This window comes from Streptomyces sp. NPDC048436 (assembly GCF_043200355.1).
Taxonomy (GTDB): domain Bacteria; phylum Actinomycetota; class Actinomycetes; order Streptomycetales; family Streptomycetaceae; genus Streptomyces.
Window position 1 is genome coordinate 545,551 of sequence record NZ_JBICXP010000005.1, and the last position, 24,336, is coordinate 569,886.

Sequence of the window (24,336 nt, forward strand, 5' to 3'; positions counted from 1 at the left end):
CGCGGCGACCACCGACTCACCCGCGGCCCGGCGGGGAGCGCCCCTAGGGCCGGTACGACGCCTACCCGTGCTGGTACGCCACCAGCGAGATCCCCACGTAATGCACCGCGAACGCGGCCAGCGTCAGCGAGTGGAAGACCTCGTGGAAGCCGAAGAAGCGGGGGGAGGGGTTCGGGCGCTTGATTCCGTAGATCACGCCGCCCGCGCTGTAGAGCAGTCCGCCCACGATCACGCAGACCAGGACGGCGACGCCGCCCGCCCGCAGAAAGTCGGGCAGGTAGAACACCGCGGCCCAGCCCATCGCGATGTAGCAGGGGGTGTAGAGCCAGCGTGGGGCGCCGACCCAGAAGACGCGGAAGAGGATGCCGGCCACCGCCGCGCCCCATACGCCCCAGAGCAGCCACTTCCCCTCGGAGTCGGGCAGGAGCAGCATCGTCAGGGGCGTGTACGTGCCCGCGATGATCAGGAAGATGTTGGCGTGGTCGAGTCTGCGCAGGATGCCGTCCGCCCGCGGACTCCAGGTGCCACGGTGGTAGATCGCGCTCACTCCGAAGAGCAGGCAGGCCGTCAGGACGTAGATCCCGCAGGCGATGCGCCCGCGGGTGGAGTCCGTGAGCGCCGTGAGCACGATGCCCGCGATGAGCACCGCGGGGAACATCCCCGCATGCAGCCAGCCGCGCATCAGCGGCTTCAGCGGGGTCGGCAGGGCGTCGAGCGCGGGCGAATCGGGGCTGGTGCCCTTGGAGTTCGTGATCGCGTCAGGGACGGGTGCGGTCATATCGGCATCGTACCTACGCAACCGTAAGTTAGGCATCAATCAGAGGGGGACCGGAGCCCATAAGTGGCGATGCTCACGGTGATACCCGAGCGTACAAGTGACGGATTCGCGTACGGAAGCCCGGACGGCCGAGTGGCGATGCTCACGCCGCTCAGTTGTGAGGCACTCTGGACATATGCGCAGAAGCATCGGATGATCAAATGAGTGCGGTCGGCACCGGATGAGCGCCAGAGGGAACACGTGAAGCGTCCGGGTCGCAGCCCCCACGGGGCAACAAACCTATAAACCCCTCATATAGGAGCAATCGTGGCGCGCGACATCGCGGCTCCCCTTCTCTCTGAGTCCCTGGGCACCATCCCCACCAACCACCAGGACCTCATCTCCTGGGTGAACGAGATCGCCGAACTGACACAGCCGGACAGCGTGGTCTGGTGTGACGGATCCGAGGCTGAGTACGAGCGCCTGTGCGAGGAGCTCGTCGCCAAGGGCACCTTCAGGAAACTCGACCCGATCAAGCGCCCGAACTCGTACTACGCGGCCTCCGACCCGACCGACGTCGCGCGCGTCGAGGACCGCACCTTCATCTGCTCCGCGAAGAAAGAGGACGCGGGCCCGACGAACCACTGGAAGGACCCTGCCGAGATGCGGGAGATCTTCCAGGGCGAGAAGGGTGTCTTCCGCGGCTCCATGCGCGGTCGCACCATGTACGTCGTGCCCTTCTGCATGGGCCCGGTCGGCTCCCCGCTGTCCGCCATCGGCGTCGAGATCACCGACTCCGCGTACGTCGCCGTGTCCATGCGCACCATGACCCGCATGGGCCAGGCGGTCCTGGACGAGCTCGGCGAGGACGGCTTCTTCGTGAAGGCCGTCCACACGCTCGGCGCACCGCTGGAGGACGGCGAGGCGGACGTGCCGTGGCCGTGCAACTCCACCAAGTACATCTCGCACTTCCCCGAGGACCGCGAGATCTGGTCCTACGGCTCGGGCTACGGCGGCAACGCCCTGCTCGGCAAGAAGTGCTACGCCCTGCGCATCGCCTCCGTCATGGCGCGCGACGAGGGCTGGCTGGCCGAGCACATGCTCATCCTGAAGCTGACCCCGCCGCAGGGCGAGTCGAAGTACGTCGCCGCCGCCTTCCCCTCCGCCTGCGGCAAGACCAACCTCGCCATGTTGGAGCCGACGACCCGCGGCTGGACCGTCGAGACCATCGGTGACGACATCGCCTGGATGCGGTTTGGTGAGGACGGCCGGCTCTACGCGATCAACCCCGAGGCCGGTTTCTTCGGCGTCGCGCCCGGCACCGGCGAGCACACCAACGCCAACGCCATGAAGACGCTGTGGGGCAACTCCGTCTTCACGAACGTCGCGCTGACGGATGACGGCGACGTCTGGTGGGAGGGGATGACGGAGGAGACCCCGGCCCACCTCACCGACTGGAAGGGCAACGACTGGACCCCGGAGTCCGGCGTTCCCGCCGCGCACCCGAACGCCCGCTTCACCACGCCCGCCTCGCAGTGCCCGATCATCGCGCCCGAGTGGGAGGACCCCAAGGGCGTGCCGATCTCGGCGATCCTCTTCGGTGGCCGCCGCGCCAGCGCGGTGCCGCTCGTGACGGAGTCCTTCGACTGGAACCACGGCGTCTTCCTCGGCGCCAACGTCGCATCCGAGAAGACCGCGGCGGCCGAGGGCAAGGTCGGCGAGCTGCGCCGCGACCCGTTCGCGATGCTGCCGTTCTGCGGCTACAACATGGGCGACTACATGGCCCACTGGATCAAGGTCGGCGCCGACAAGGATCAGTCCAAGCTGCCGAAGATCTACTACGTGAACTGGTTCCGCAAGAACGAGGCGGGCAAGTTCGTGTGGCCCGGATTCGGCGAGAACAGCCGCGTCCTGAAGTGGATCGTCGAGCGCCTCGACGGCAAGGCCGAGGGCGTCGAGACCCCCATCGGCATCCTGCCGACGGTCAACTCCCTGGACACGGACGGCCTCGAACTGGCCCCCGCTGAACTGGAGTTCCTGCTCACGGTCGACAAGGACATCTGGCGCGACGAGGCGTCGCTGATCCCCGAGCACCTCAACACGTTCGGCGACCACACGCCGAAGGAGCTGTGGGACGAGTACCGCGCGCTGGTCCAGCGTCTCGGCTGACAGGCCTCGCACGCTTCGCAGGCCTCGCACGCCTTACACACCTCGCATTCCGGATGGGCCCCGCACAACGGCGTGCGGGGCCCATCCGTCTGCCAGCCCCGCCCCATCCGCGTACATACGCATCTTGCGTACGTCGCCTTCACATGGCCCCCACATGTTTCAATGACCCCACAAGGCGGCCCGCCTATCAGCGCAGGCCGCCAACTAAGCCTGTGGGGGGCCAAGTTGAAGCACAGTCAGCGGTTGAGACGGGGGACGGGGATCGTCCTCGCGGTGGCGCTCGGCTCGGCGGGTCTCGTCGGCGTCGGCGCACCCGCCGCGTACGCGGCGACCCCGTCGGACGAGGTGGCGAAGCTGCCCATCTACTCGTTCGGGGCGATGGTGGTCGACTCCGCGCACGAGCGGGTCTTCATCACCGACGGCGGCAGCGGCAGCGGGCCGAGCGAGGTCCTGGTCTACAACTTCCAGGGCAAGCGGATGGGTTCGCTCGCCACCGACAAGGCGGTCTCCGGCATGGCGCTGAGCGCCGACAGCGGCACGCTGCACGTGTCGCAGTCCGACCGGATCCTGAGGTTCGACACGGAGACGCTGACCAAGAGCGGCGCCGCCGTCACGGGGTACGACGTCACCTGTGGCCGTCAGGTGGCGGTGGCGGGCGGCAAGACGTACTTCACGGAGACGGCGTACCTCAGCGGGTACTGCGACCGGACCGACAACATCACGTCGCTCGAACAGGTCGGCGACCCCAACCCCATCGGCACCGGCTGGAGCGGCCTGGGCCGGCTGAAGCTGGAGAGCGGGCCCGGGGCGCCGGACCGGCTCGTGATGGGGCAGGCGGGGGCGGGAACCTCCGCCGACCCCTTCCTCACGACGTTCGACGCGAGCGGCGAGTCCCTGGTGCGAGGTCCCTCGCGCCGGTTCGCGGACGCCGATGGCAAGGGCGCGCTCGACCTGAAGGACATCGCGCAGAGCGCCGACGGCAAGCACATCGCCGTCGCCGACGCGGCGTACGGCACGCGGCTGCTCGACGCCCCCGACCTGACGGACTCCGCGGTCGGCTACCAGCCGCTCCCGGAGGGCGCGAAGGCCTCCGCCGTGGCGTTCAGCGGCGACGGCAGATATGTGGCGCGCGGCGCGGCGGCCTCGGGCAGCACGCCCGATCTGCTGATCCAGCCCGCCGACCCGGCCAAGGGCACCACGCCGCTGGAGTTCGCCTTCGAAGGGGAGCTCGACGGGGCGCGGGTCGTGCCGCAGGGCCTGGACTGGGCCAAGGACGGCTCGCGGCTCTTCGCGGTGACGAGCGGCGCCGGGGGGCAGTGGCTGCACGTCATCCAGCCGCCCGCCGCGCAGTACGACGCGCGCTTCAGCGGCACGCTCGGCACGACGCCCGCGACGCCGGTGGTCGGTGAACCGCTCGGTATCCGGGGCCGTCTTGAGCTGGACGGGCCCGCGCCCGCAGAGCCGGTGAAGGTCGAGGCGGTACGCAAGGACGCGGGCGGCACGAGCGAGGTGGCGCCCGCCAAAGTCGCCGCGGACGGCAGCTTCACCGTCCTCGACGTGCCGGACCGGCTCGGCGAGGCGACGTACACCCTGCGCTTCCTCGGCGATGTCACGCACCGCCCGGCCGAGGACGTCACGGTCACCGTCGACGTGGCCAAGGCACCGACCGCGCTCACGCTGACCGCGCCCGCCGAGGCGACCCGCGCGGGCGGCGTCGAGATCACCGGCAAGCTGACCGGGCAGGGGCGTGCGCTGCCGTCCGGGATCGGCCTGAAGGTGACGCGCACCGACAGGTTCGGCACCACGGGTGAGCTGACGTCGGCGTCGGTCGCGGCGGACGGAACGTTCCGGATCAAGGACCTGCCGAGCAAGCGGGGCAAGACGCTCTACGCCGTGAGCTACGAGGGCGACGACCTGCACTCCGCGTCGTCGGCGCAGGCGACGGTGCGGGTGAGCTAGCCACAGGAGGTGCGTGGCACCCGGTCCGCAGGCCTCTGAGAGCCCGCGGACCGGGGCCGTCTAGAGGGCGCCGACGAGGTGGGCGGCGCCTGCGTGGGCATCCATGCGCTGGGCGGCGAGGATCGCCGCCGCGGTGTCCGCGCGGGAGGCGGCCACCACGAGGGCGCGGCCCGCGAGGGCGTGGGCGCGCTGGTGCAGGGCGGTGAGGTGCGGCTCGTGTATCGCGGTCACGACGGCCGAGCGGACGGGCGCGAGCCCGCCGCGCAGCCGCGCCACCTCGGACGCGAGCTGCTCGGCGGCGGCGTCGAGATCGGCGTCGGGCGCGAGCGCGCGCAGCTCGTCCGTGACGGCGAGGAGCGCGGCCAGATGTCCGGCGAGCTGGATGTCGAGCTCCTCCCCGCGGGAACGGTGCGGGAAGTCGCCGGGGTCGGCCATGGCATGGACCGACTTGGTGCGGATCGGTTCGTACATGGGATGGCCTCCTGGCGGTAGCTTGAAGACCATCCTAGCTTAGATCCTGTCTAAAGTTGAGTCGGGTCGTCTTCTGGTCGGCGCGATCGGCTCACACTCGGCTCACGCCCGGTTCACGGCTGGCTGTAGCCGTCCAGGAAGTTGCCGATCCTGGTCACGGCCTCGGTCAGGTCCGTCGTCGTGGGCAGCGTGACGACGCGGAAGTGATCCGGCTCGGGCCAGTTGAAGCCGGTGCCGTGGACGACCATGATCTTCTCGGTCCGGAGCAGGTCGAGGACCATCTGCCGGTCGTCCTTGATCTTGAAGACCTTCGGGTCGAGCCGCGGGAAGAGGTAGAGCGACCCCTTCGGCTTCACACAGCTCACGCCCGGGATCTGCGTCAGCAGGTCGTACGCGGTGTCGCGCTGCTCCACGAGCCGGCCGCCCGGCAGTACGAGATCGTTGATGGTCTGCCGCCCGCTGAGCGCGGCGACCACGCCGTGCTGGCCCGGCATGTTCGCGCACAGCCGCATGTTGGCCAGGATCGTCAGGCCCTCGATGTACGAGGTGGCGTGCGCCTTCGGCCCTGAAACGGCCACCCAGCCGACGCGGTAACCGGCCACCCGGTACGCCTTCGACATGCCGTTGAAGGTGAGGGTGAGCAGGTCAGGGGCGATGGCGGCGGTGGGGGTATGGGTCGCGCCGTCGTAGAGGATCTTGTCGTAGATCTCGTCCGAGCAGACCAGGAGATTGTGGCGGCGGGCGATGTCGGTCAGGCCGCGCAGCATCTCCTCGCTGTATACGGCGCCGGTCGGGTTGTTCGGGTTGATGATCACGATCGCCTTGGTGCGGTCGGTCACCTTGCGCTCGATGTCGGCGAGGTCCGGCATCCAGTCCGCCTGCTCGTCGCAGCGGTAGTGCACGGCCGTGCCGCCGGAGAGCGAGACGGCCGCCGTCCACAGCGGATAGTCCGGCGCCGGTACGAGGACCTCGTCGCCGTCGTCGAGCAGGCCCTGCATGGCCATGACGATGAGCTCGGAGACGCCGTTGCCGATGAAGACGTGCTCGACGTCGGTCTCGATGCCCAGGGTCTGGTTGTGCATGACCACCGCGCGGCGGGCGGCGAGCAGCCCCTTCGCGTCTCCGTAGCCGTGCGCGTCGCCGACGTTGCGGAGGATGTCCTCAAGGATCTCCGGGGGGCACTCGAAACCGAAGGCCGCGGGGTTGCCGGTGTTGAGCTTGAGGATGCGGTGACCGGCCGCCTCAAGACGCGTCGCCTCCTCGAGCACGGGGCCCCGGATCTCGTAACAGACGTTGGCGAGCTTCGTCGACTGGATGACCTGCATGTCCGCGAGCTTACGGCCGCGTAACGAGACCCGCCTCGTGTTTTGCGCCACGTAGGGCAAGGAGAGCCTGTGCGGGCGGCCGACGGTGTCGGCCTTGGGGCACAGCGGTACAGCCGTTAACGCTAAGCCGGTGATCACGGGGTCAGGGCAGGTCGTGGGCGGACTACCGCAGCTCTGCGTTGGGGTGGGGCTGGGCCTGGAGCCGTTCACGGAGGTCGATTTCCTCGGGGGTGAGCGGGTCCTCGGGCCGGCGGATGCGCACGGGCTTGGGCCGCAGCGGCAGACCGTCGTCGGCCGCGGCTTCCTCGGCTTCCACGAGCGCCCGGTACAGCGAGGCGACCGACGGGGACTTGCCCGCGTTCTTCCCGGTCTTGATGGTCAGCTTCTTCGCGATCTCAGGGACGGGGATGCCCTTGTCCTTGAGCGCGACGGCGAAGGTGAGCATGTCGTCGTCGATGACCTTCGGGCGTCCACCGTGGTTGCCCTTGGACGCGGCGATGACCTGGCCTTCGAGGGTCTTCTCCCGGATGTAGTTGCGCTCGATCTGCCCGGCCACGGCGAGCACGGCGAAGAACATGGCGCCCATGCCGTTGGGGTCGTAGATGCCGGTGAGCGGCCCGGTGAGGAGTTCGAGCTGGATGCCGCCGGCCTGGAGCTCGGCGGACAGCGTCATCGGCTCGGCCGCGTTGCGCGCGAGGCGCTTGAGCTCGTGAACGGTGAGGATGACGGGGGTCTCGGGGGCGGCTTCCTTGAACTGGTGGGCCAGGGCGAGCGCCTTCTCCAGAGGTGTTTCGCGTGGCCACCGGGCGGTCCGCAAGAGGGGCCTGGGGGTGGTGTGTCAGCCCGAGGTGCCGCTGCGCCGGGCGTAGGCGCGGGCGGCACGGACACGGTCGCCGCAGCGTGTGGAGCACCAGTGGCGTCGGCCGTGGGTGCGCAGGAGGAACCGGTCGCAGGGGGCGGAGCCGCAGGCGGCGAGGATGCCGGCGTCGGGACCGGTGAGCAGGTCGGCGGCGTCGGCGGCGAGGGTCGCCAGTGCGTGGTTGACGGCTTGGTCGGTGGGGTGCGCCTGAACGCGGCGCAGCCCCTGGGCCCCGTCCCAGGCTAGGAGGGGGGCGGTGGGCACGGCCGTGAGGGCCTCGTTCACCGCGTGCAGGGATTCCTCGGGCGGGGGCGCGCCGTCCACGCGCGCGGCGAATAGGGCCCGGACGTGTCCGCGCAGGGTGCGCATCCGCTGGGCGCAGAACTCGTACAGCTGCACGTCCGGGGTGGTCAGGTTGTGAGCGGCGAGCCAGCGCATGGCGGATTCCGGGGCGGCGAGCAGGTCGTAGCTCTGGCCGGCGGGCAGGGTGGCGGCGGTGTCGGCGAAGTCCAGGGAGCGGTACCGGTCGGCACCCGGGGCCGGGGGCAGAGCGGTCGGTGCCACGTCGGTGGCCAGGGTGTCGTCCATGCCCCTCATGGTAGCGCTTGCATTTTTCCGTGACACCTGCCTAGCCTGGTGTCACGTTAATCGCCTGCTTTTTTCGTGAGAAATGGAGATGTGATGTCCCAGCTCAACGCCAACCAGTTCCCGGTCCGCACGTTCGGCGGCCCGACCGCCCTGTTCGAGTACGGCGGCCTGCGCTTCCTGACCGACCCGACCTTCGACGGCCCCGGCGACTACCCCGCGCCCGGCGGCCCGACCCTGGTCAAGACCGCGCCCTCCACCGCTACGCCCGCCGATGTCGGCCCCGTCGACGTGGTCCTGCTCTCCCACGACGAGCACGCCGACAACCTCGACACCTCCGGCCGCGCCCTGCTCGCCGACGTCCCCCTCACCCTCACCACCCCCGCCGGCGGCAAGCGCCTCGGGGCGAAGGCCAAGGGCCTGGCCGACTGGGAGACGGTCGAACTGGAGCGCCCGGGCGGCGGCACCATCACGGTGACCGGCGTCCCGGCCATCCACGGGCCCGGCGCGCGTGAGGAGATTGAGCCCTTCGCCGGCCAGGTCGTCGGCTTCGTTCTGACGGGCGAGGGCCTGCCGACGGTCTACGTCAGCGGTGACAACGCCTCGCTCGACGCGGTCAGGGAGATCGCCGACCGCTTCGCCCCGATCGACACCGCCCTCCTGTTCGCCGGCGCTCCCCGCTTCCCCATGCTCTTCGACGGCAACCTGATCGTCCTGGACAGTGCGCAGGCCGCCGAGGCCACCCGGATTCTTGACGCCCGCCGTGTCGTCCCGGTCCACCACGACAGCTGGGCCCACTTCACCGAGGGCCGCGACGCCCTGGAGGCCGCCTTCGCCGCCGCGGGCCTGACCGACCGCCTGGACCAGGACTGGGCGCAGCGCGCCTGAGCCCGGACCACCACTTAGGAACCGAGAGCTCGTGCCGGGGGCGGGGCTCCCCACACCGAGCCCCTCCCCTGCGAGCAACCCCTCGCGGCGTCCCCTGCGCCGTGCCAGAACGACAGACAAGGACTCGATCACATGTCCACCGGAACCAACGCCGGCCTCGTGCACCGCTTCTACCAGGCCCTTCAGCAGGGCGACTACGACACGCTCGCCGGCATGTTCCACCCGGACTTCGTCTTCTACCCCCAGATCGACAGCCCCCGGCCCGGCGCCGCAGGGTTCATCGGCGCGGAGAAGAAGCACGTCGACGCCTTTTCCGATATCCGCCTGACGGTCCTTGACACCGTCGCCGAAGCCGACAAGGTCGGCGCCTACGTCGTGGTCGAAGGAGACCAGGGCGGCGACTACTACGACATCCCCCCACGCGGAGCGCACGTACGGTTTTCCATGTTCAACCTGTTCACGTTCAAGGACGGGAAGATCATCGAGAAGCGGGCCCACTACAACCTGGCCGACATCATGGACCAGCTCACGGCCGGCTCCGCCGCCTGACGACACGGGCCTCGACAGGGCCACACCCTGCCCCTCTCCACCGCCGCCCACCGACGGCACCCGCCTCGAACGAAACGCTCCCACCCAGCCAGCGATCCGGGTCCCGTCGGGAGACGCCAAGAGCTCCTCTACTCCTCGTCGTCCTCATCCAGCCCGAGCCCGGCCGCGTCCGGGTCGCGCAGCGGGCGCAGGGCGCCGGCGGCCGGGGTGGAGGCGGTGAAGCTGTAGCGGCCGAGCACGTTGAGGTTGCGGTGCTCGAGCGGAGAGAGCCGGGCGATGTCCTCGTCCCGCAGCTCGTGTCCCTCGGCGCGGAGCTGGGCGACGGCGGCGTCGATGTACTTCGTGGTCCAGAGCACGATGGCGTTGAGGACCAGATCGCGCGGGGTGCCCGGGACCACCATCTGCCCGATCCCGGCGACCTGGTCGTTGACGGCGTTGAGCCAGGTGATACCGCGCTTGAACCCGAAGTACTTCGGGGAGGGCGCCGCGCTGATCGTGCGGACGGGAACGACGAACCGCAGTCCGTCGACAGGCGGGTCGCCATCAGCACCTGGAACAGGTCCAGGGCCTCGTCGATGGCCTTCGCCTCCAGGTGCCGCATCACCGCGGTGAGCATCGCGGTGCGCTTGGGCTCCTCGGCCCGCTCCAGGCTCGCCGCCTTCGACCCCAGCCCGTAGCGGGCCAGTGCGGCCAGCCGGTTCGGCGGGACCTGCGAGAGCCGCACCCGGCCCAGACCGAACGCTCCGATCTCATCGACCCGCTCCAGCGACCGCGCGAACGCCGTCCCGGTCGTCCGCGTCGGCGGCCGGCGCAGCCATTCCAGCTCCGAGAAACGGGCGCCTTCCGGCACCGCCAGCGTGGCCACCAGGTCCCCGGGCAGCGCCGCGTCCGCCCGGTGCGCGGCTCTGGCGACCGTGGCGTGCAGCCGCTTCTCCGCGACCGCCCGGACCTCCGACACCTTCCGGGCCAGCACGCTCACCCCGGGCAGCAGCACACGGTGCCGGCGCAGCCAGCCCACCGCCTGGTTGAACAGGGCCACCGGCCCCTCGGCGTGCGTCCACGCCCGCCCGTGCAGGAACGTACGGAACTTCCGCCCCCACTCCGCATCGTCGTACTCGTACGCGTCCCGGATCTCCCACGCGTGCTCGTACGCCGTCGGCTTGCGCTCGGTGTACTGCTTCACGCAGCTGACGTCCTCGATGCCGAACTGTTCCCCGAGGTACTCCACCACCGCCCACGGAACGTCCAGCGGATCGTCCGGGAGGAACCGGCCGATGTAGCGCACGGTGCACATCTGGAGAGCGAACCCGAGACGGTGGTGATCACCGCGCCGCTTCGCGACCAGCTTGCGGTCCTCGTCGTCGAGGAAGAAGAACCGCTCCAGCTCCGGCCGGGTCGGCTCTTCGTTGAACTCCCCGTACGAAGCCGCCTGCTCGTCGGTCAAGAACTCCACTGGCATGGACCTGACGCTAACGACGCCCGCAGCCGCTCAACGATCTTCCGACGAACCCCGGCGCCAAGCTGATCGACTGTGCTAGAAGCCCATGATCACCGTCTTAGCGTTAACCGCTGTACCGCTGTACCGCTGTGCCCCAAGGTCGGGTGTGTCCTCTCAGCGGTCAGCTGTGTCCGTATGTGGTCTTGTCCTCGGGGCCGAGTACCTCAACAATGCGCATGACAAAACCGATGCAACTTCGGTCACATAGTCAACAGAGGGGACCCCCCACATGAACAAGCCTCTCGTCGTCGCGTGTTTCTCCGCCCTGCTCCTCGGAGCGACGGCGGTGCCCGCGACGGCCGTCAGCGACGCACGGCCCGCCAAGGCGAAGGCGGTTGACTTCGCCGGGACCGTGGCGCTGAGCAACTGTTCCGGCTCCGTCGTGCGCGTACCGGACTCGCAGCCCGGTGACCCGGCGCTCGTGATGTCCAACGGGCACTGCCTGGAGAGCGGCTTCCCCGCTCCCGGTGAGGTCGTCGTCGACAAGCCGTCGTCGCGCAGCTTCACGCTCCTGAACGCGTCCGGCGGCGACGCCGGAACGGTCAAGGCGAGCAAGGTCGCGTACGGGACGATGACGGACACGGACCTCTCGCTCTACCAACTCACCAGCACCTACGGCGAGATCGAGAGCAAGTTCGGCATCAAGGCGCTTGAACTGAACGCGACGCATCCCGAGCAGGGCAAGGCGATCACCGTCGCGTCCGGCTACTGGAAGAAGACGTACAAGTGCAGCATCGACGGCTTCGCGTACCGCCTCAAGGAGGGGGACTGGACCTGGAAGGACTCGGTCCGCTACACCCCCGACTGCAAGACGATCGGCGGCACTTCGGGCTCTCCGGTGATCGATGACGCGACCGGCAAGGTCGTCGCCGTCAACAACACCGGCAACGAGAGCGGCGAGGAGTGCACGGACAACAACCCGTGCGAGGTCGACGAGAACGGCAAGGTGACGGTCCGCGAGGGCATCAACTACGCCCAGCAGACGTACGGCATCGTGCCGTGTGTGGCACCCGGCAACAAGATCGACCTGAGCCGTGAGGGCTGCGAGCTGCCGAAGCCGTAGGGCTTCGGACCATGGCGGGGCCGGCTCTTCGCGGGGCCGGTCCTTCGCGGGGCCGGTCCCGCCGAAACGCAAGAGTTCTCGCCCCTTGTCCTCCTCCGTGGGGCCCCCGAAGAATGCCCATGACAGCAACATGACAACACCACAGGGCACAGCTACAAGGGGGGCTCCACACATGAAGAAGGCTCTCGCGGGCGGCTTACTCGCCCTCACCCTCGTAGGATTCGGCTCCGCGCCGGCCATCGCGGCTCCGGACAGCGCGCCGTCGACGCGAGCGGTGGGCGATGCCGCGAAGAAGGCCGTCGACTTCGCCGGGACCGTCGCGCTCAGCAACTGTTCGGGCTCGGTCGTCCGCATGCCGCAGTCCAAGGCGGACGACCCCGCGCTCGTCCTCTCCAACGGCCACTGCCTGGAGACCGGCTTCCCGACAGCGGGCGAGGTCATCGTCGACCAGCCGTCCACCCGCACCTTCAAGCTCCTGGACGCGACGGGCGCCGAGAAGGCGACGCTCAAGGCGAGCAAGGTCTCGTACGCGACGATGACCGACACCGACATCTCGATCTATCAACTCACCACCAGCTACGGCGAGATCAAGAAGAAGTACGGCATCAAGGCGCTGGAGATCGAGGACGAGCACCCCGTCAAGGGGCGGGCCATCACCGTCGTCTCCGGCTACTGGAAGGCGACGTACACCTGCGCGATCGACGGGTTCGCCTACCGGCTCAAGGAGGGCGAGTGGACCTGGAAGGACTCCGTCCGCTACACCCCCGCGTGCCAGACCATCGGCGGCACGTCCGGCTCCCCGGTGATCGACCACAAGACCGGCAAGGTCACCGCGGTCAACAACACGGGCAACGAGGAAGGCGAGCGCTGCACCCTCGACAACCCCTGTGAGGTCGACCGGTACGGCAACGTGACGGTCCGCAAGGGCATCAACTACGCACAGCAGACGTACGGGATCGTGCCCTGCGTCGGACACGACAGCAAGATCGACCTCGGCCGCAAGGGCTGCAAGCTGCCGCGCCCGGCCGCCGCTCGCGAGGGCTGAGGCGCCGGCCTCCCTGCTTCGGCGAGGGGGAAGATGGCGGCATGGACATCCGGCAGCTGGAGCATTTCCTCGCCATCGTGGATCAGGGCGGCTTCAACCGGGCGGCGTCGGTCCTGTACGTCTCCCAGCCCGCGCTGTCCCAGACGGTTCAGGCGCTGGAGCGGGACCTGGGCAGCGCCCTCTTCCACCGGATCGGCCGCCGGGCGGTGCTCACCGAGGCAGGGGAGGCGCTGATCGACCCGGCCCGCGCTGCCGTACGGAGTCTGGCGACCGCCCGGGCCAGCGTCGCCGCCGTACATGAGCTTCGTGAGGGCCGGCTCGACGTGGCGGCGATGCCGTCACAGGCAGTGGAGCCGCTGACATCGATGATCCGCGCCTTCAGCACCCTCTGGCCGGGGGTAGCGGTGGTCATCAAGGCCGCCTTCACCCGCCAGGATGTCATCGACATGGTGCGTACCGGCGCTGTCGAGCTGGGGCTGCTGGCCGCCGCGGGGCCGCTGCCCGACAAGGAAGTGGCTTGCCACCTGGTCGGCGAACAGCGCTTCGTACTCGTGGTGCCGCCCGACGGGCCGTTCTCCGGGCGGCAGTCGGTGGACTGCCGGGAACTGGCAGGGCAGCGCCTGATCGTCGGACAACGGGGAACGGGCATGCGGGCCTACGTCGACGGCCTCGTCGAACAGGGGATCGTGTTCGACATCGCCGCCGAGACGGAGCACCGGGTGGCCATCCTGCCGCTCGTCCTGGCAGGGGTGGGTCTGGCCGTGGTGACAGAGTCCTGGCGCACCCTGGCCGAGCGTGCCGGAGCATGGGTGCTGGACATCGAACCGAAGAGCACTCTCAACATCGGACTGATCAGTCGCCGCACCGGCCTTTCACCGGCCGCCGAGGCCTTCCTGAGTACCGTCCTGCCCGCGACGGACACGCCAGACATTGGATAAGCGCGGCTTATAAGCGAGATCAGAACTGCGTCTTGGACGCCGTGACCGGTCCATTGCTGCAATCAACGCATGACGAACCACCGCATTGCCTTGATCCCGGGTGACGGCATCGGCGCCGAGGTGCTGCCCCCGGCGCAGCAGGTTCTCGATGCCGTCGGCGGTCGCCGTGGCTTCGGTTTCACCTATACCGCGTACGACTGGTCCTGCGAGCGCTACGTGCGCGAGGGCGCCATGATGCCCGAGGACGGAATCGACCAGCTCCGTGACAAGGACGCCATCCTGCTCGGCGCTGTCGGCTACCCGGGCGTGCCCGACCATGTCTCGCTGTGGGGCCTGCTGATCCCGATCCGCCGCAGCTTCCGCCAGTACGTGAACCTGCGCCCGATCCGTGTCTTCGATGGCATCGACAGCCCGGTGCGCGGCGCGGTGCCCGGGGAGGTCGACTTCGTCGTCGTCCGGGAGAACGTCGAGGGCGAGTACAGCGAGATCGGCGGACGTCTCAACCGCGGCTTCCCGGAGGAAATGGCCGTCCAGGAAGCCGTGTTCACCCGTGCCGGGGTCACCCGCGTCCTGGATTACGCCTTCGGCGTGGCTGCTCGGCGCGGTGGCAAGGTCACCTCGGCCACCAAGTCGAACGGGATCGTGCACACGATGCCGTTCTGGGACGAGCTGGTCGCCGAGCGCGCCGCCGCGCACCCCGATGTGGCCTGGGACCAGGAGCACATCGACGCACTGGCCGCCAAGTTCGTCCTCGACCCCGCCCGCTTCGACGTGGTGGTCGGTTCCAACCTCTTCGGCGACATCCTCAGTGACCTGGCCGCCGCCGTGGCCGGCTCCATCGGCATCGCACCGGCCGCCAACCTGAACCCCGAGCGCGAGTTCCCCTCGATGTTCGAACCGGTGCACGGCTCCGCTCCCGACATCGCCGGACGGGGCATCGCCAACCCCCTGGGCGCGATCTGGTCGGCCGCCATGATGCTCGATCACCTCGGCCACCCCGAGGCCGGCAAGGACGTCACCGACGCCATCGCGGCGCTCCTGGCGAAGACAGACGTCCGCACTCCCGACCTGGGCGGCACCGCCGGCACCGCCGAGTTCACCGACAAGCTCCTCGAACTCCTGTGAGCTGACCCCTCTGCCGTGGTCGGGACCCCCGGCTGCGCCCGTTCCTCGATGAGGAGTAACGCCATGGCAGCACCCGTGTCCACCGCATCACCCCAGACCGGAACGGCGCCCAAACCGTGGTACCGGCAGCTCTACTTCTGGGTCTTGACCGCGATCGCCACCGGCATCCTTACCGGCGGGCTGTGGCCTTCGGTAGGAGTAGCCCTTGAGCCGGTCGGCACCACCTTCGTCTCGGCGATCAAGATGCTCATCACCCCGATCGTCTTTTTGACCATCGTGACGGGCATCGGCAGCGTCGACAGTCTCGGCCGCGTCGGCCGGGTGGGGCTGAAATCGCTCGCGTACTTCCAGGCAGGCACCCTCGTCGCGCTTCTCGTCGGGCTGATCGCGGTCAACGTCTTCCAGCCCGGCGCCGGCGTCCACGCCCACCCGGGCGACCTCCAGTTGCAGGGTGACGCCGCCCAATATGTGAAGGACGGGGAGGAACAGAGCTGGTGGCACTTCATCACCGACCTGGTCCCGGAGAGTGCCGTCGGAGCCTTCGCCGAGGGCAACATCCTCCAGGTTCTCTTCTTCTCCGTCCTCTTCGGAATCGCGCTCAAGGCCGTCGGTCCGATCGGTGAGCCCCTAGTGGACGGCGTCACCCGGCTCAGCGCCGTGGTCTTCAAGATCCTGCACTACGTCATGCTCGCCGCCCCCATCGGCGCGTTCGGGGCGATGGCCTACACCATCGGCAAGTACGGGGTGTCCACCCTCACCAGCCTGGGCCGGCTCATCGGTCTCTTCTACGGCACGTCGGCGTTCTTCGTCATCGTGATCCTGGGCAGCGTCACCGCACTTCTGAAGATCAACATCTTCCGGCTGCTGGGCTACCTGCGCGAGGAGTTCCTGCTTGTCCTTGGCACCTCCTCCTCGGAGAGCGCCCTGCCCCGCCTCATGGCCAAACTCGAAGGACTCGGCCTCCGCCGGGACATCGTCGGGCTCACCGTCCCCACCGGCTACTCCTTCAACCTCGACGGCAGCTCCATCTACCTCTCGCTGGCCGCCGTCTACATCGCCCAGGCCACCGACACGCCCCTCAGCATCACCCAGCAACTCGGCCTGCTCGCCGTCATGATCCTCACTTCCAAAGGCTCGGGCGGCATCACCGGCGCCGGCTTCATCGCACTCGCTGCCACCCTGTCCACGGTCGGCACCGTCCCCGCGGCCGGCATCATGCTGATCTTCGGCATCGACAAATTCATGTCCGAGTGCCGCGCCCTGACCAACCTCGCAGGCAACAGCGTCGCCACCCTCGTCGTCGCCCGCTGGGAACGCGTCCTGGACACCGCGCACGTCAACGCCGTACTGCACGGCAAGACCCCTGCCACACCGCCCGCGCAGAAGGCGGCCGGCTCCACCCCGCCGGCTGATCTCACCAAGCCACAACCCGCAGCGGCCATCGACAGCCCCTGACCGGACATCCCGGGCCCACGCATCCTTCTAGGCCGTAAGGCGTGTACGGCTTCTGAGCGCTGCCACCCGGCGGTGTACCTCGTGGGGCGGCAGCGCGGCGGCGGGAGCGGGCTGCGTCCCCGCCGCCCCGCCTTGCCCCCGGCAGCCCTTGCAGAGTCCGTCCGGCAGTCTTTCGGGGAGGCCAGGAACGCCGCAGCCGGTGCACTCCACGAGGACCTGGCGCCGTGCGGCGAGCTGCGGCGGCAGTTTGTCGCGCAGCCTGCGGCGGACGAACGCGCCGGGGGAGTGCACCTGTTCCGGCAGCCCGGCGGTGAGGGCGCGCACCAGCGCCTGTGGCGTGGCCCCGCGCGCGAGCCACTGCGCGGCGAGCTCTTCGAGGGCGGCGCACTCGGCCGCCGAGAGCGTCAGCCGGTTGTCGGCCGCCCCGAGCCGGGCGAGCGTGTCGTACGCCTCCGAACGCACGTCCCGCGCCGTGGGCTCCGCCTCCGGTACGTCACCGCTCAGGAACCGCGCCCACCACTCGGCGTCCCGTGCCGTGCGGCTGAAGTACGTACGGAACACCCACTGGGTCAGCGCGTCCCCGAGCGGTACGCGCACGCGTCGGTAATGACCGGCGGCGGTAAGGGAGTTCAGGGCCGTCTGCACAGCCTGCTGGCCGTAGCGGGGCTGCTCCCTGGCGAGGGTCTTGATGTCGATCGCCGTACCTTCGGGCAACCGGTCGATGTACGCCGCGAGATAGGCCTCACGCACGGGCAGATGATCGAAGTCGCCCTTGCGGCGCGGGGCTTGACCGGGCACGGAATGCTTGCCGTAGCCGGGCTTGGCCATGGGGTGCGCGGGGGTGGGCAGGGCGGGGTTAGGCTCTTCGACAGCCACGAGATCTCCGTTGCGGATCTTGTTGGTCAGACCCCGGTTTGGTGTTGGTAGCACCGGCCGGGGTCGTTCGTTATCCGAACGCTAGAGCTTCGCAACGGCGTGTGGCAAGCCGGTCACGAAAAGTCATCATCCCTGGCGTGCGGGGTACTTGGGAGGGCGGGTGGGTTGAAACCCACCACCCATTCCTCAGAAAAGGCGCTCGAATCCCGCGTCCCGGAGCTCGGCCCTGAATCGGGCCCCCATACGCATCGCACATCTCGTCGGCGATCTGGAGCAGCCGTAGCGTCGGCTTGCGGCGGCCGTTCTCCAGCGTATGAGGCATGGAACGCACAACTTCCCCTCCGTCGAGGGAGATTGAGTGGCGGCTGGCCGTCAGCGCGAATTGGGGTGGCGCCGTTGCCGCAACCGGACGGGCCGCCACCCGGTGACGGCGGCCCGCGCCGGTGAGACGTTGCCCCCGCACCCGCCGGATGTGCCGGCGGGGGACGAGGGGTCACCATGACCAAGATGATCGGCCACGTGGAATACGCGAACGACGAGAAAGAGGCCACCGAGCTGCTGATCGCGTACAGCGACGAGATCGGTCTCCCATGGGGGGTCATTCCGCCGACCAAGTGGGCCTCCTCCGTCCGCATCGCGCACACCGAAAGCGACAAGAACGGTCTGGCGGCGGCCAAGAAGACCCTCGACGGCGACCTGATGGACCAGCGACGCGCCGAGCGGGTTGCGGCCCGCAAGGCGGCGATCGAAGGGCAGGGCGACTCGTTGGTGAAGGCGGCCGGAGCGAAGACCCTCGCGGGCTCGCTCCTCGCTCAGTGCCAGCACCACTACGCCCAGGCCAACAATCCGAGCTTCACCTTCGGCTCGGGCATGACGGAAGCGGACTACTCGGCCTTCCAGACCGAGTGGAACGACCTCGGTGAACTCGCCGAGGAGCGCGGTTACGACCAGCTCACGGACTTCTACGCACTGGACATCCAGAACAAGGCGGCCCTGGGCAAGCAGCAGGTCGGGGACACCTTGGCATCGCGTGAATGGCAGGGGAACGCGTTCGTCACCATCCTGGGCGCACAGTTCAATGCGCACATCGACATCAAGAAGAAGAAGTAGTACTAGGGGAACGGGGGCAGAGGCCGCGTTAGCCAACCCGCGCGCCCCCTGACTGTCAGAACACAACTTTCCCAAAGTAGGTCCCGCCCCAGGCGCGGATTGCAACAAAATTCCAGGAATCGTGCCCCCAGAGCCCCTTCTCGTGGAACTTTGTTGCAACCCGCGTGCAACCCGCGCCATCCGTGGCGGCCACCCCCGAGTGCCCGGAACCGCCAACCTCGCGACACCGGATGGCCCCGGTACGCAGCAAGGCCGCAGGTACCGCGAAGCCTCCCGGCTCCCTAGCGGGCCGAGCCCCCGGCCCGCTAGGGAGTCCGGCGCACCGACTGCCCCGCCAGGACGTCCGTGCGCCGGCCGTCCTCCATGACGAACTTGCCGTCGATCAGGACATGCGGGATGCCCCTCGGCAGCGTGCGGGGAGCGTCGAAGGTGGAGCCCGCCGCGACCGTTTCCGGGTCGAACAGGACCAGGTCGGCGCGGTAGCCCTCACGTACGACACCCCGGTCGGGCAGGCGCAGGCGGGCGGCCGGGCGCGAGGTGAGGTGCGCGACGGTCTCCTCCAGGGACATCACGCCCAACTCCCGCGCGTAGCGGCCGAGATACTGCGGGAATGTTCCGTATGCGCGCGGGTGCGGCTTGAAGCCCTGGAGGATTCCGTCGCTGCCGCCGGTGTGCACGCGGTGCCGCATGATCGCCTGGACGTTCTCCTCGTGGCCCACGTGCTGCAGGATCGTCGAGCCCAGCTTGTCGTTGATGAGGAGGCGGCGCGCGGTGATCCAGGGGGCCTCGCCGCGCTGGGCCGCCGACTCGGCGATCGTCTTGCCCACGCAGGAGGCGAGCCCGGGGTCGGAGACGCCCGAGACCTCGATCGTGTCCCACTCGATCGGTACGCCGTGACAGCCGTCGGCGCCGATGACTTCCATGTGGTGGCGGATCTTCTCGGCGGTCTCGTCGTCCTTCAGCCGGGCGAGGATCGAGTCGGGCCCGCCCTCGCTCGCCCAGCTCGGCAGCATGGCGACGAGGGTCGTGCAGCCGGGGGTGTAGGGGTAGGTGTCGAGGGTGATGTCCGCGCCGCGCGCGAGCGCCTCGTCGAGCAGGGCGAGCAGATCGGGCGCCTTGCCCTTGTTCACGCCGAAGTTCATGGTGGCGTGGGCGAGGTGGAGGGGGCAGTTCGCGGTGCGCGTGAGGTCGACCATCTCCTCATACGCCTGAAGGGCGCCGGCGCCGTAACTGCGGTGGTGGGGGCAGTAGTAGCCGCTGTACTGCGCCACCACCTTGCAGAGCTCGGTGAGTTCGGAGTCGTCGGCGTACATGCCGGGGGTGTAGGTGAGGCCCGAGGACATGCCGACGGCGCCCTGTTCCATCCCCTCGGCGACCAGCTGCTTCATGCGGTCGATCTCGGCGAGGGTGGCGGGGCGGTCGTCCCAGCCGCAGGCGTACATGCGGACGGTGCCCTGCGGGATGAGGTAGGCGGCGTTGACCGCGATGCCCTGCCGGTCGAGGCGGTCCAGGTACTCGCCGACCGTGCGCCAGTCGAAGTCGATGTCACTGCCGTCGCCGTTCCAGCCGGTGATGGCCTGACGGACCTGGGCGAGGGTGCGATCGTCGACGGGGGCGTAGCTCAGGCCGTCCTGGCCGATGACTTCCAGGGTCACGCCCTGGGCGGCCTTCGCGCTGTGATCCGGGTCGCGGAGGAGGGCGAGGTCGCTGTGGGCGTGCATGTCGATGAACCCGGGCGCCAGCGCGAGGCCTTGGGCGTCCAGGGTCCGGGCCCCCGAGAGCCGGGGGCCTTCGCCCTCCCTGCGGATCTCGGTGATCCGCCCCTCCTGTACGCCGACGTCAGCGCGGTAGGAGGCACCTCCGGTGCCGTCTATGACACGTGCGTCCCGGATCACCAGGTCCATGGGGGTGCCTCTCTCTTCGCTTCAACGCTGCGGGGTAATCGGGTGGGCGGGAGGGTCAGAAATACGTCCGGACGTAGTCCGTGACCGTGCCGTCCGCCTCGACCAGAGGAATCAGCTGCCACTTGTCGAAGGACGTGCACGGGTGCGAAAGCCCCATCCCCACCCAGTCACCCACGGCAAGATCCGCCTCCGGAGTCGTCCGGACCCACCCGTGCTGATCGGAGAGCCCGGTGACCGTGACCCCGGTCGCGGGCCGGTCCACCCCGCCCCGGTGCACCACCTGCGCCTCGGGCAGGTCGATGTCGTACGCCGCGTCCCGCTTCCCCGCGTTGACGAACGCCTGCTCCGGCGTAGGCCGGGACACCACCTGCGCCCACAGCCGGAACGCCGGATGCAGCGCACCCTCGTCCGGGACGCGGTTGAACGGCGTCAGGTGACGGTAGTGACCGTCGTCGTGAGAGACGTACGCACCCGAACGCAGCAGCTTCAGGACCGGCGCCGACAGCGCGGGAATCTCCGCGAAGACGTCCGCGACCGCGTCGAACCACGCGCTGCCGCCCGCACTGACGACGATCTCGTCCAGATCGGCGAAGCGGTTCGCCTTGTCGAACTCCACCGCGAGGGAGACCAGGCGGCGCAGCCACGCCTCCACCCGCTCCGGAGTCGCGTCCGGCACCTCGCCCTCGTACCCGGCGACCCCCACGAGACGCAGCGTGTCCGCCGCCGCGACCGCGTTCGCGATCTCCACGCACTCGGCTTCCGTACGCACCCCGGTCCGCGCCCCGTCACCCGCGCCCAGCTCCACCACGACGTCGACGGGACGCGTCGCGCCCGCCTCGCGCAGAGCGGCGTCCATCAGGGCCACGCCCGGTACGGAGTCGACGTAACAGATGAAGCGGAACGCGGGATCCGCGTCCAGCTCGCCCGCGATCCAGCGCAGCGCCGCCGCGTCCACCAGCTCGTTGGCGAGGAAGATCCGCTCGATGCCGAAGGCCCGCGCCACCCGCACCTGGTGCGGCACGGCGAGGGTGATGCCCCACGCGCCGCGCTCCAGCTGGCGCGCGAAGAGCTGTGGCGCCATGGACGTCTTGCCGTGCGGGGCGAAGGCGAGGCCGTGCCGCTCGGAGTACGTCTCCATCAGCGCGAGGTTGTGTTCGAGGCGCTCGGCGGAGAGGGCGAGGACTGGCGTGGTGAAGCCGTCCGTGAAGAGGTTCTTGCGCAGAGCCGCGAGCTCACCGACCGTCAGCCCCTCGGCCTCGGGCGGCAGACCCTTGAACCGGTGATCGACCCGCTCTTCGGCGAGCCGGTCGAGCTCCCGCGCGAGCCGTCCGGCAGAGCGGTCCGCAGAGCGTCCGGCAGAGCGGTCGGCGGCGTTGTCGGCGGCCATGGGCGCCTCCTCGAAAAGGTGCGTTGCATGATGTGCAACGGTCATTGCGTATGTCGTTTACTGCTGTCTAACATCCGAGCCAACGCCGGGTCAACGGATCCGGACCGACGGTTGAGGGGCAGGAAGATCGTGACCGCAGAGGCCGCGCAGGCAGCAGTGGACGCGCAGGCAGCAGTGGACGTCGTCGCGCTCGGCGAGTCCATGGTCACGTTCCTGCCCTCCCGCGCGGGCCGCCTCGCCGACGTCCCCTCCTTCGAGCGCGGAATCGGCGGCGCCGAGTCCAACGTCGCCTGCGCGCTCGCGGCGGCCGGGCACCGCACCCGCTGGGTCAGCCGCGTCGGCGCCGACGGCTTCGGGGACCACCTCGTCGAGGCGATCGCCCGCTATGGGGTGGACACCGGGTCCGTCGGACGTGACCCGCACCGTCCCACCGGCATCTACTTCCGCACCGCCGACGACCGCGACACCGACGCCCACGAGGTCCTCTACTACCGGGCGGGCTCGGCCGCCTCCGCGATGTCCACGGCCAACCTCGACCAGGCTGCCCTCCGCTCCGGGTACCTCCTGCACCTGTCCGGCATCACCGCCGCGCTCTCCACGGACTGCCTGGACCTGCTGCGCGCGCTCACGGACGCCGCGACGGGAGCGGACGGCGTCTCCTTCGACGTCAACTACCGGCCGGGCCTGTGGCCGGACGGCGGTCAGGAGGTGCTCCTCGATCTCGCGCGCGGCGCCGACATCGTCTTCGTCGGCGAGGACGAGGCCGCCGACGCCTGGGGCGTCACCGGCGGCCCCGAGGCGATCCGCGCCGCCCTGCCCGAACCGCAGCTCCTCGTCGTCAAGCGGGGAGCGGACGGCGCTGTCGCCTACGGCAGTAGCGGCGCGCGGTACGAGGAGCCCGCACCCCGCGTCGACGTCGTCGCGGCCGTCGGCGCAGGTGACGCCTTCGCCGCCGGGTTCCTGTCCGCGACTCTGCGGAAGCTCCCCGTGGGGCAACGCCTTCGCCACGGCCACCTCATGGCCGCCGCCGCCCTCACCGTCCCCGGCGACCTCGCCACGCCGCCGTCCCGCGACCACGCCGACCGTCTCACCGCCCTCGACGCGGCTGCCTGGGGGAGACTGCACCTCGGCCCCGGCTGGACCGCAGCCGACGACGGGGCCGCGCAGGAGGTACTCACGTCATGAGCCAGACCGTCGACCGCGCCCTGTCCATCCTGCCGCTGCTCGCCGAGGGCCCCGCCGACCTCGGCCAGGTCGCCGAGCGCCTCGAAGTGCACAAGTCCACCGCCCTGCGGCTGCTTCGCACGCTCCACGAACACGGCCTCGTCTACCGCCAGTCCGACCAGCGCTACCGCCTCGGCGCCCGGCTCTTCGCGCTCGCCCAGGAGGCCGTCGAGAACCTCGACGTACGCGAGATCGCGCACCCCCACCTCCTCGCGCTCAACGAGAAGTGCGGCCACACGGTCCACCTCGCGGTCTACGAGGAGCAGGAAGTCCTCTACATCGACAAGGTCGAGAGCCGCTACCCGGTGCGGATGTACTCCCGCATCGGGAAGCCCGTGGCGATCACGGTCGCCGCCGTCGCCAAGCTGCTGCTCTCCGACCTCCCCGAGGCCGAGCGCCGCGCCGTCGCGGAGAAGCTCGACTACCCCACCTACACGTCCCGTTCGACGCCCAACGCCGCCGCGTTCCTCAAGGAACTCAGCGCCGTACGCGAACAGGGCTGGGCCACCGATCTCGGTGGCCACGAGGAGTCCATCAACTGCGTCGGGGCCCCCATCCGCGGCGCGGACGGCCGGGTCGTCGCCGCCATGTCGGTCTCAGCGCCGAATGTCGTCGTCACCGCCGACGAACTCCTCACGCTGCTCCCGCTGGTGCGCCGTACGGCGGACGCCATCAGCCGGGAGTACTCCGGCAAATCACCCCTCAAGGAAGCCTGAACGACCATGACCGAGAACACCGTGAAAACCGCGCTCACCCCGGCCACCCACACCACCCCGCCCGCGAAGTTCTCCCACGGCGTCAAGAAGGGCAACATCCTTCAGGTCGCGGGCCAGGTCGGCTTCCTTCCGGCAGAGGAGGGCAAGGCCCCCACCCCCGCGGGCCCGACCCTGCGCGAGCAGACCCTCCAGACGTTCGCCAACGTCAAGGCCATCCTCGAAGAGGGCGGCGCCACCTGGGACGACGTGATGATGATGCGCGTCTACCTCACGGACGTCGACCACTTCGCCGAGATGAACGAGATCTACAACGCCTACTTCGAGGAGCAGGGCCTCAAGGCCCCCGCCTCGGCCCGCACCACGGTCTACGTGGGCCTGCCCAAGGGTCTGCTCATCGAGATCGACGCGCTCGCCGTCATCGGCTGACACGCGC

General features: G+C 69.4%; 21 protein-coding genes and 2 pseudogenes. 13 read left to right on the forward strand and 10 right to left on the reverse strand.

The window, feature by feature from the left end; all coding sequences use genetic code 11:
• Positions 1-61 precede the first annotated feature (61 nt).
• Positions 62-778 (reverse strand): hemolysin III family protein, encoded by a 717-nt coding sequence (locus tag ACGFX9_RS21075; protein WP_393473803.1) that lies wholly within the window; start codon positions 776-778, stop codon positions 62-64.
• Between the two features lie 306 nt (positions 779-1,084).
• On the opposite strand from ACGFX9_RS21075, the gene ACGFX9_RS21080 reads away from it, so the two are divergent.
• A complete protein-coding gene (locus tag ACGFX9_RS21080; protein WP_393473806.1) occupies positions 1,085-2,926 on the forward strand; it encodes a phosphoenolpyruvate carboxykinase (GTP) in 1,842 nt (613 codons plus the stop codon).
• 243 nt (positions 2,927-3,169) lie between these two features.
• A complete protein-coding gene (locus ACGFX9_RS21085) occupies positions 3,170-4,885 on the forward strand; it encodes an Ig-like domain repeat protein (protein ID WP_393473809.1) in 1,716 nt (571 codons plus the stop codon).
• 60 nt (positions 4,886-4,945) lie between these two features.
• Here ACGFX9_RS21085 and ACGFX9_RS21090 read toward each other — a convergent pair whose 3' ends face one another.
• The 4 genes from ACGFX9_RS21090 to ACGFX9_RS21105 all read right to left on the reverse strand — a co-directional run bounded on the left by ACGFX9_RS21090 (position 4,946) and on the right by ACGFX9_RS21105 (position 8,128).
• On the reverse strand, positions 4,946-5,356 hold the full coding sequence (locus ACGFX9_RS21090; protein ID WP_393473811.1) for a hypothetical protein: 411 nt from the start codon (positions 5,354-5,356) through the stop codon (positions 4,946-4,948).
• Positions 5,357-5,469: 113 nt separating this feature from the next.
• A complete protein-coding gene (locus tag ACGFX9_RS21095; protein WP_393473814.1) occupies positions 5,470-6,681 on the reverse strand; it encodes a pyridoxal phosphate-dependent aminotransferase in 1,212 nt (403 codons plus the stop codon).
• Between the two features lie 163 nt (positions 6,682-6,844).
• A complete protein-coding gene (locus tag ACGFX9_RS21100; RefSeq protein ID WP_393473817.1) occupies positions 6,845-7,498 on the reverse strand; it encodes a recombinase family protein in 654 nt (217 codons plus the stop codon).
• Positions 7,499-7,519: 21 nt separating this feature from the next.
• On the reverse strand, positions 7,520-8,128 hold the full coding sequence (locus ACGFX9_RS21105) for an ABATE domain-containing protein (RefSeq protein ID WP_393473820.1): 609 nt from the start codon (positions 8,126-8,128) through the stop codon (positions 7,520-7,522).
• 93 nt (positions 8,129-8,221) lie between these two features.
• Here ACGFX9_RS21105 and ACGFX9_RS21110 point away from each other — a divergent pair, with 93 nt between their 5' ends.
• Both ACGFX9_RS21110 and ACGFX9_RS21115 read left to right on the forward strand, forming a co-directional pair.
• Positions 8,222-9,013 carry an MBL fold metallo-hydrolase gene (locus tag ACGFX9_RS21110; protein ID WP_393473823.1) on the forward strand — a complete coding sequence of 264 codons (792 nt, stop codon included), beginning with the start codon at positions 8,222-8,224 and terminating at the stop codon, positions 9,011-9,013.
• A 132-nt stretch (positions 9,014-9,145) separates the two neighbouring features.
• Entirely contained in the window at positions 9,146-9,562 is a 417-nt protein-coding gene (locus tag ACGFX9_RS21115) for an ester cyclase (protein ID WP_393473826.1), read from the forward strand.
• A 128-nt stretch (positions 9,563-9,690) separates the two neighbouring features.
• On the opposite strand, the pseudogene ACGFX9_RS21120 reads toward ACGFX9_RS21115, so the two are convergent.
• Both ACGFX9_RS21120 and ACGFX9_RS21125 read right to left on the reverse strand, forming a co-directional pair.
• Positions 9,691-10,092, reverse strand: a pseudogene (locus tag ACGFX9_RS21120) (Tn3 family transposase); the annotation flags it as partial.
• Positions 10,092-11,021 (reverse strand): annotated as a pseudogene (locus tag ACGFX9_RS21125) (DUF4158 domain-containing protein); the annotation flags it as partial. The pseudogenes ACGFX9_RS21120 and ACGFX9_RS21125, both read right to left, overlap by 1 nt.
• A gap of 268 nt (positions 11,022-11,289) precedes the next feature.
• Between ACGFX9_RS21125 and ACGFX9_RS21130 the strand changes: the two are divergent.
• The 5 genes from ACGFX9_RS21130 to dctA all read left to right on the forward strand — a co-directional run bounded on the left by ACGFX9_RS21130 (position 11,290) and on the right by dctA (position 16,686).
• Positions 11,290-12,123 carry a trypsin-like peptidase domain-containing protein gene (locus ACGFX9_RS21130; protein WP_393473829.1) on the forward strand — a complete coding sequence of 278 codons (834 nt, stop codon included), beginning with the start codon at positions 11,290-11,292 and terminating at the stop codon, positions 12,121-12,123.
• 172 nt (positions 12,124-12,295) lie between these two features.
• A complete protein-coding gene (locus ACGFX9_RS21135) occupies positions 12,296-13,168 on the forward strand; it encodes a serine protease (protein ID WP_393473832.1) in 873 nt (290 codons plus the stop codon).
• Positions 13,169-13,209: 41 nt separating this feature from the next.
• The gene (locus ACGFX9_RS21140; RefSeq protein ID WP_393473835.1) at positions 13,210-14,106 is read left to right on the forward strand and encodes a LysR family transcriptional regulator; all 897 of its coding nucleotides are present in this window, start codon (positions 13,210-13,212) and stop codon (positions 14,104-14,106) included.
• Between the two features lie 69 nt (positions 14,107-14,175).
• Positions 14,176-15,231: a tartrate dehydrogenase gene (locus ACGFX9_RS21145; protein WP_393473838.1), complete on the forward strand. Its 1,056-nt coding sequence runs from the start codon at positions 14,176-14,178 to the stop codon at positions 15,229-15,231.
• Between the two features lie 63 nt (positions 15,232-15,294).
• Positions 15,295-16,686 (forward strand): C4-dicarboxylate transporter DctA, encoded by a 1,392-nt coding sequence (gene dctA, locus ACGFX9_RS21150; RefSeq protein WP_393473841.1) that lies wholly within the window; start codon positions 15,295-15,297, stop codon positions 16,684-16,686.
• A gap of 27 nt (positions 16,687-16,713) precedes the next feature.
• On the opposite strand, the gene ACGFX9_RS21155 is transcribed toward dctA, so the two are convergent.
• Positions 16,714-17,562, reverse strand: a complete 849-nt coding sequence (locus ACGFX9_RS21155; RefSeq protein ID WP_393473844.1) for a hypothetical protein — start codon at positions 17,560-17,562, stop codon at positions 16,714-16,716.
• A gap of 498 nt (positions 17,563-18,060) precedes the next feature.
• On the opposite strand from ACGFX9_RS21155, the gene ACGFX9_RS21160 reads away from it, so the two are divergent.
• Entirely contained in the window at positions 18,061-18,672 is a 612-nt protein-coding gene (locus tag ACGFX9_RS21160; RefSeq protein ID WP_393473846.1) for a hypothetical protein, read from the forward strand.
• A 305-nt stretch (positions 18,673-18,977) separates the two neighbouring features.
• Here ACGFX9_RS21160 and ACGFX9_RS21165 read toward each other — a convergent pair whose 3' ends face one another.
• Together ACGFX9_RS21165 and ACGFX9_RS21170 are read right to left on the reverse strand one after the other, a co-directional pair.
• The gene (locus ACGFX9_RS21165) at positions 18,978-20,576 is read right to left on the reverse strand and encodes an amidohydrolase family protein (protein WP_393473848.1); all 1,599 of its coding nucleotides are present in this window, start codon (positions 20,574-20,576) and stop codon (positions 18,978-18,980) included.
• Positions 20,577-20,631: 55 nt separating this feature from the next.
• Positions 20,632-21,963 carry an amino acid deaminase gene (locus tag ACGFX9_RS21170; RefSeq protein WP_393473851.1) on the reverse strand — a complete coding sequence of 444 codons (1,332 nt, stop codon included), beginning with the start codon at positions 21,961-21,963 and terminating at the stop codon, positions 20,632-20,634.
• A 129-nt stretch (positions 21,964-22,092) separates the two neighbouring features.
• On the opposite strand from ACGFX9_RS21170, the gene ACGFX9_RS21175 reads away from it, so the two are divergent.
• The 3 genes from ACGFX9_RS21175 to ACGFX9_RS21185 are packed head-to-tail and all read left to right on the forward strand — an operon-like array spanning position 22,093 to position 24,329.
• Positions 22,093-23,148, forward strand: a complete 1,056-nt coding sequence (locus tag ACGFX9_RS21175) for a sugar kinase (protein ID WP_393473856.1) — start codon at positions 22,093-22,095, stop codon at positions 23,146-23,148.
• Positions 23,145-23,903, forward strand: a complete 759-nt coding sequence (locus ACGFX9_RS21180) for an IclR family transcriptional regulator (RefSeq protein WP_393473859.1) — start codon at positions 23,145-23,147, stop codon at positions 23,901-23,903. Before ACGFX9_RS21175 ends, ACGFX9_RS21180 begins: the two co-directional genes overlap by 4 nt.
• Positions 23,904-23,909: 6 nt before the next feature.
• Complete coding sequence (locus ACGFX9_RS21185) at positions 23,910-24,329, forward strand: RidA family protein (protein ID WP_393473862.1); 420 nt, start codon at positions 23,910-23,912, stop codon at positions 24,327-24,329.
• The last annotated feature ends 7 nt before the right edge of the window (positions 24,330-24,336 follow it).

Coding starts and splice junctions, on each gene's coding strand:
- ACGFX9_RS21075 (WP_393473803.1), bottom strand. CDS start 778: ATGACCGCACCCGTCCCTGACGCGATCACGAACTCCAAGGGCACCAGC.
- ACGFX9_RS21090 (WP_393473811.1), bottom strand. CDS start 5,356: ATGTACGAACCGATCCGCACCAAGTCGGTCCATGCCATGGCCGACCCC.
- ACGFX9_RS21095 (WP_393473814.1), bottom strand. CDS start 6,681: ATGCAGGTCATCCAGTCGACGAAGCTCGCCAACGTCTGTTACGAGATC.
- ACGFX9_RS21105 (WP_393473820.1), bottom strand. CDS start 8,128: ATGGACGACACCCTGGCCACCGACGTGGCACCGACCGCTCTGCCCCCG.
- ACGFX9_RS21110 (WP_393473823.1), top strand. CDS start 8,222: ATGTCCCAGCTCAACGCCAACCAGTTCCCGGTCCGCACGTTCGGCGGC.
- ACGFX9_RS21115 (WP_393473826.1), top strand. CDS start 9,146: ATGTCCACCGGAACCAACGCCGGCCTCGTGCACCGCTTCTACCAGGCC.
- ACGFX9_RS21130 (WP_393473829.1), top strand. CDS start 11,290: ATGAACAAGCCTCTCGTCGTCGCGTGTTTCTCCGCCCTGCTCCTCGGA.
- ACGFX9_RS21135 (WP_393473832.1), top strand. CDS start 12,296: ATGAAGAAGGCTCTCGCGGGCGGCTTACTCGCCCTCACCCTCGTAGGA.
- ACGFX9_RS21140 (WP_393473835.1), top strand. CDS start 13,210: ATGGACATCCGGCAGCTGGAGCATTTCCTCGCCATCGTGGATCAGGGC.
- ACGFX9_RS21145 (WP_393473838.1), top strand. CDS start 14,176: ATGACGAACCACCGCATTGCCTTGATCCCGGGTGACGGCATCGGCGCC.
- dctA (WP_393473841.1), top strand. CDS start 15,295: ATGGCAGCACCCGTGTCCACCGCATCACCCCAGACCGGAACGGCGCCC.
- ACGFX9_RS21160 (WP_393473846.1), top strand. CDS start 18,061: ATGACCAAGATGATCGGCCACGTGGAATACGCGAACGACGAGAAAGAG.
- ACGFX9_RS21165 (WP_393473848.1), bottom strand. CDS start 20,576: ATGGACCTGGTGATCCGGGACGCACGTGTCATAGACGGCACCGGAGGT.
- ACGFX9_RS21170 (WP_393473851.1), bottom strand. CDS start 21,963: ATGGCCGCCGACAACGCCGCCGACCGCTCTGCCGGACGCTCTGCGGAC.
- ACGFX9_RS21180 (WP_393473859.1), top strand. CDS start 23,145: ATGAGCCAGACCGTCGACCGCGCCCTGTCCATCCTGCCGCTGCTCGCC.
- ACGFX9_RS21185 (WP_393473862.1), top strand. CDS start 23,910: ATGACCGAGAACACCGTGAAAACCGCGCTCACCCCGGCCACCCACACC.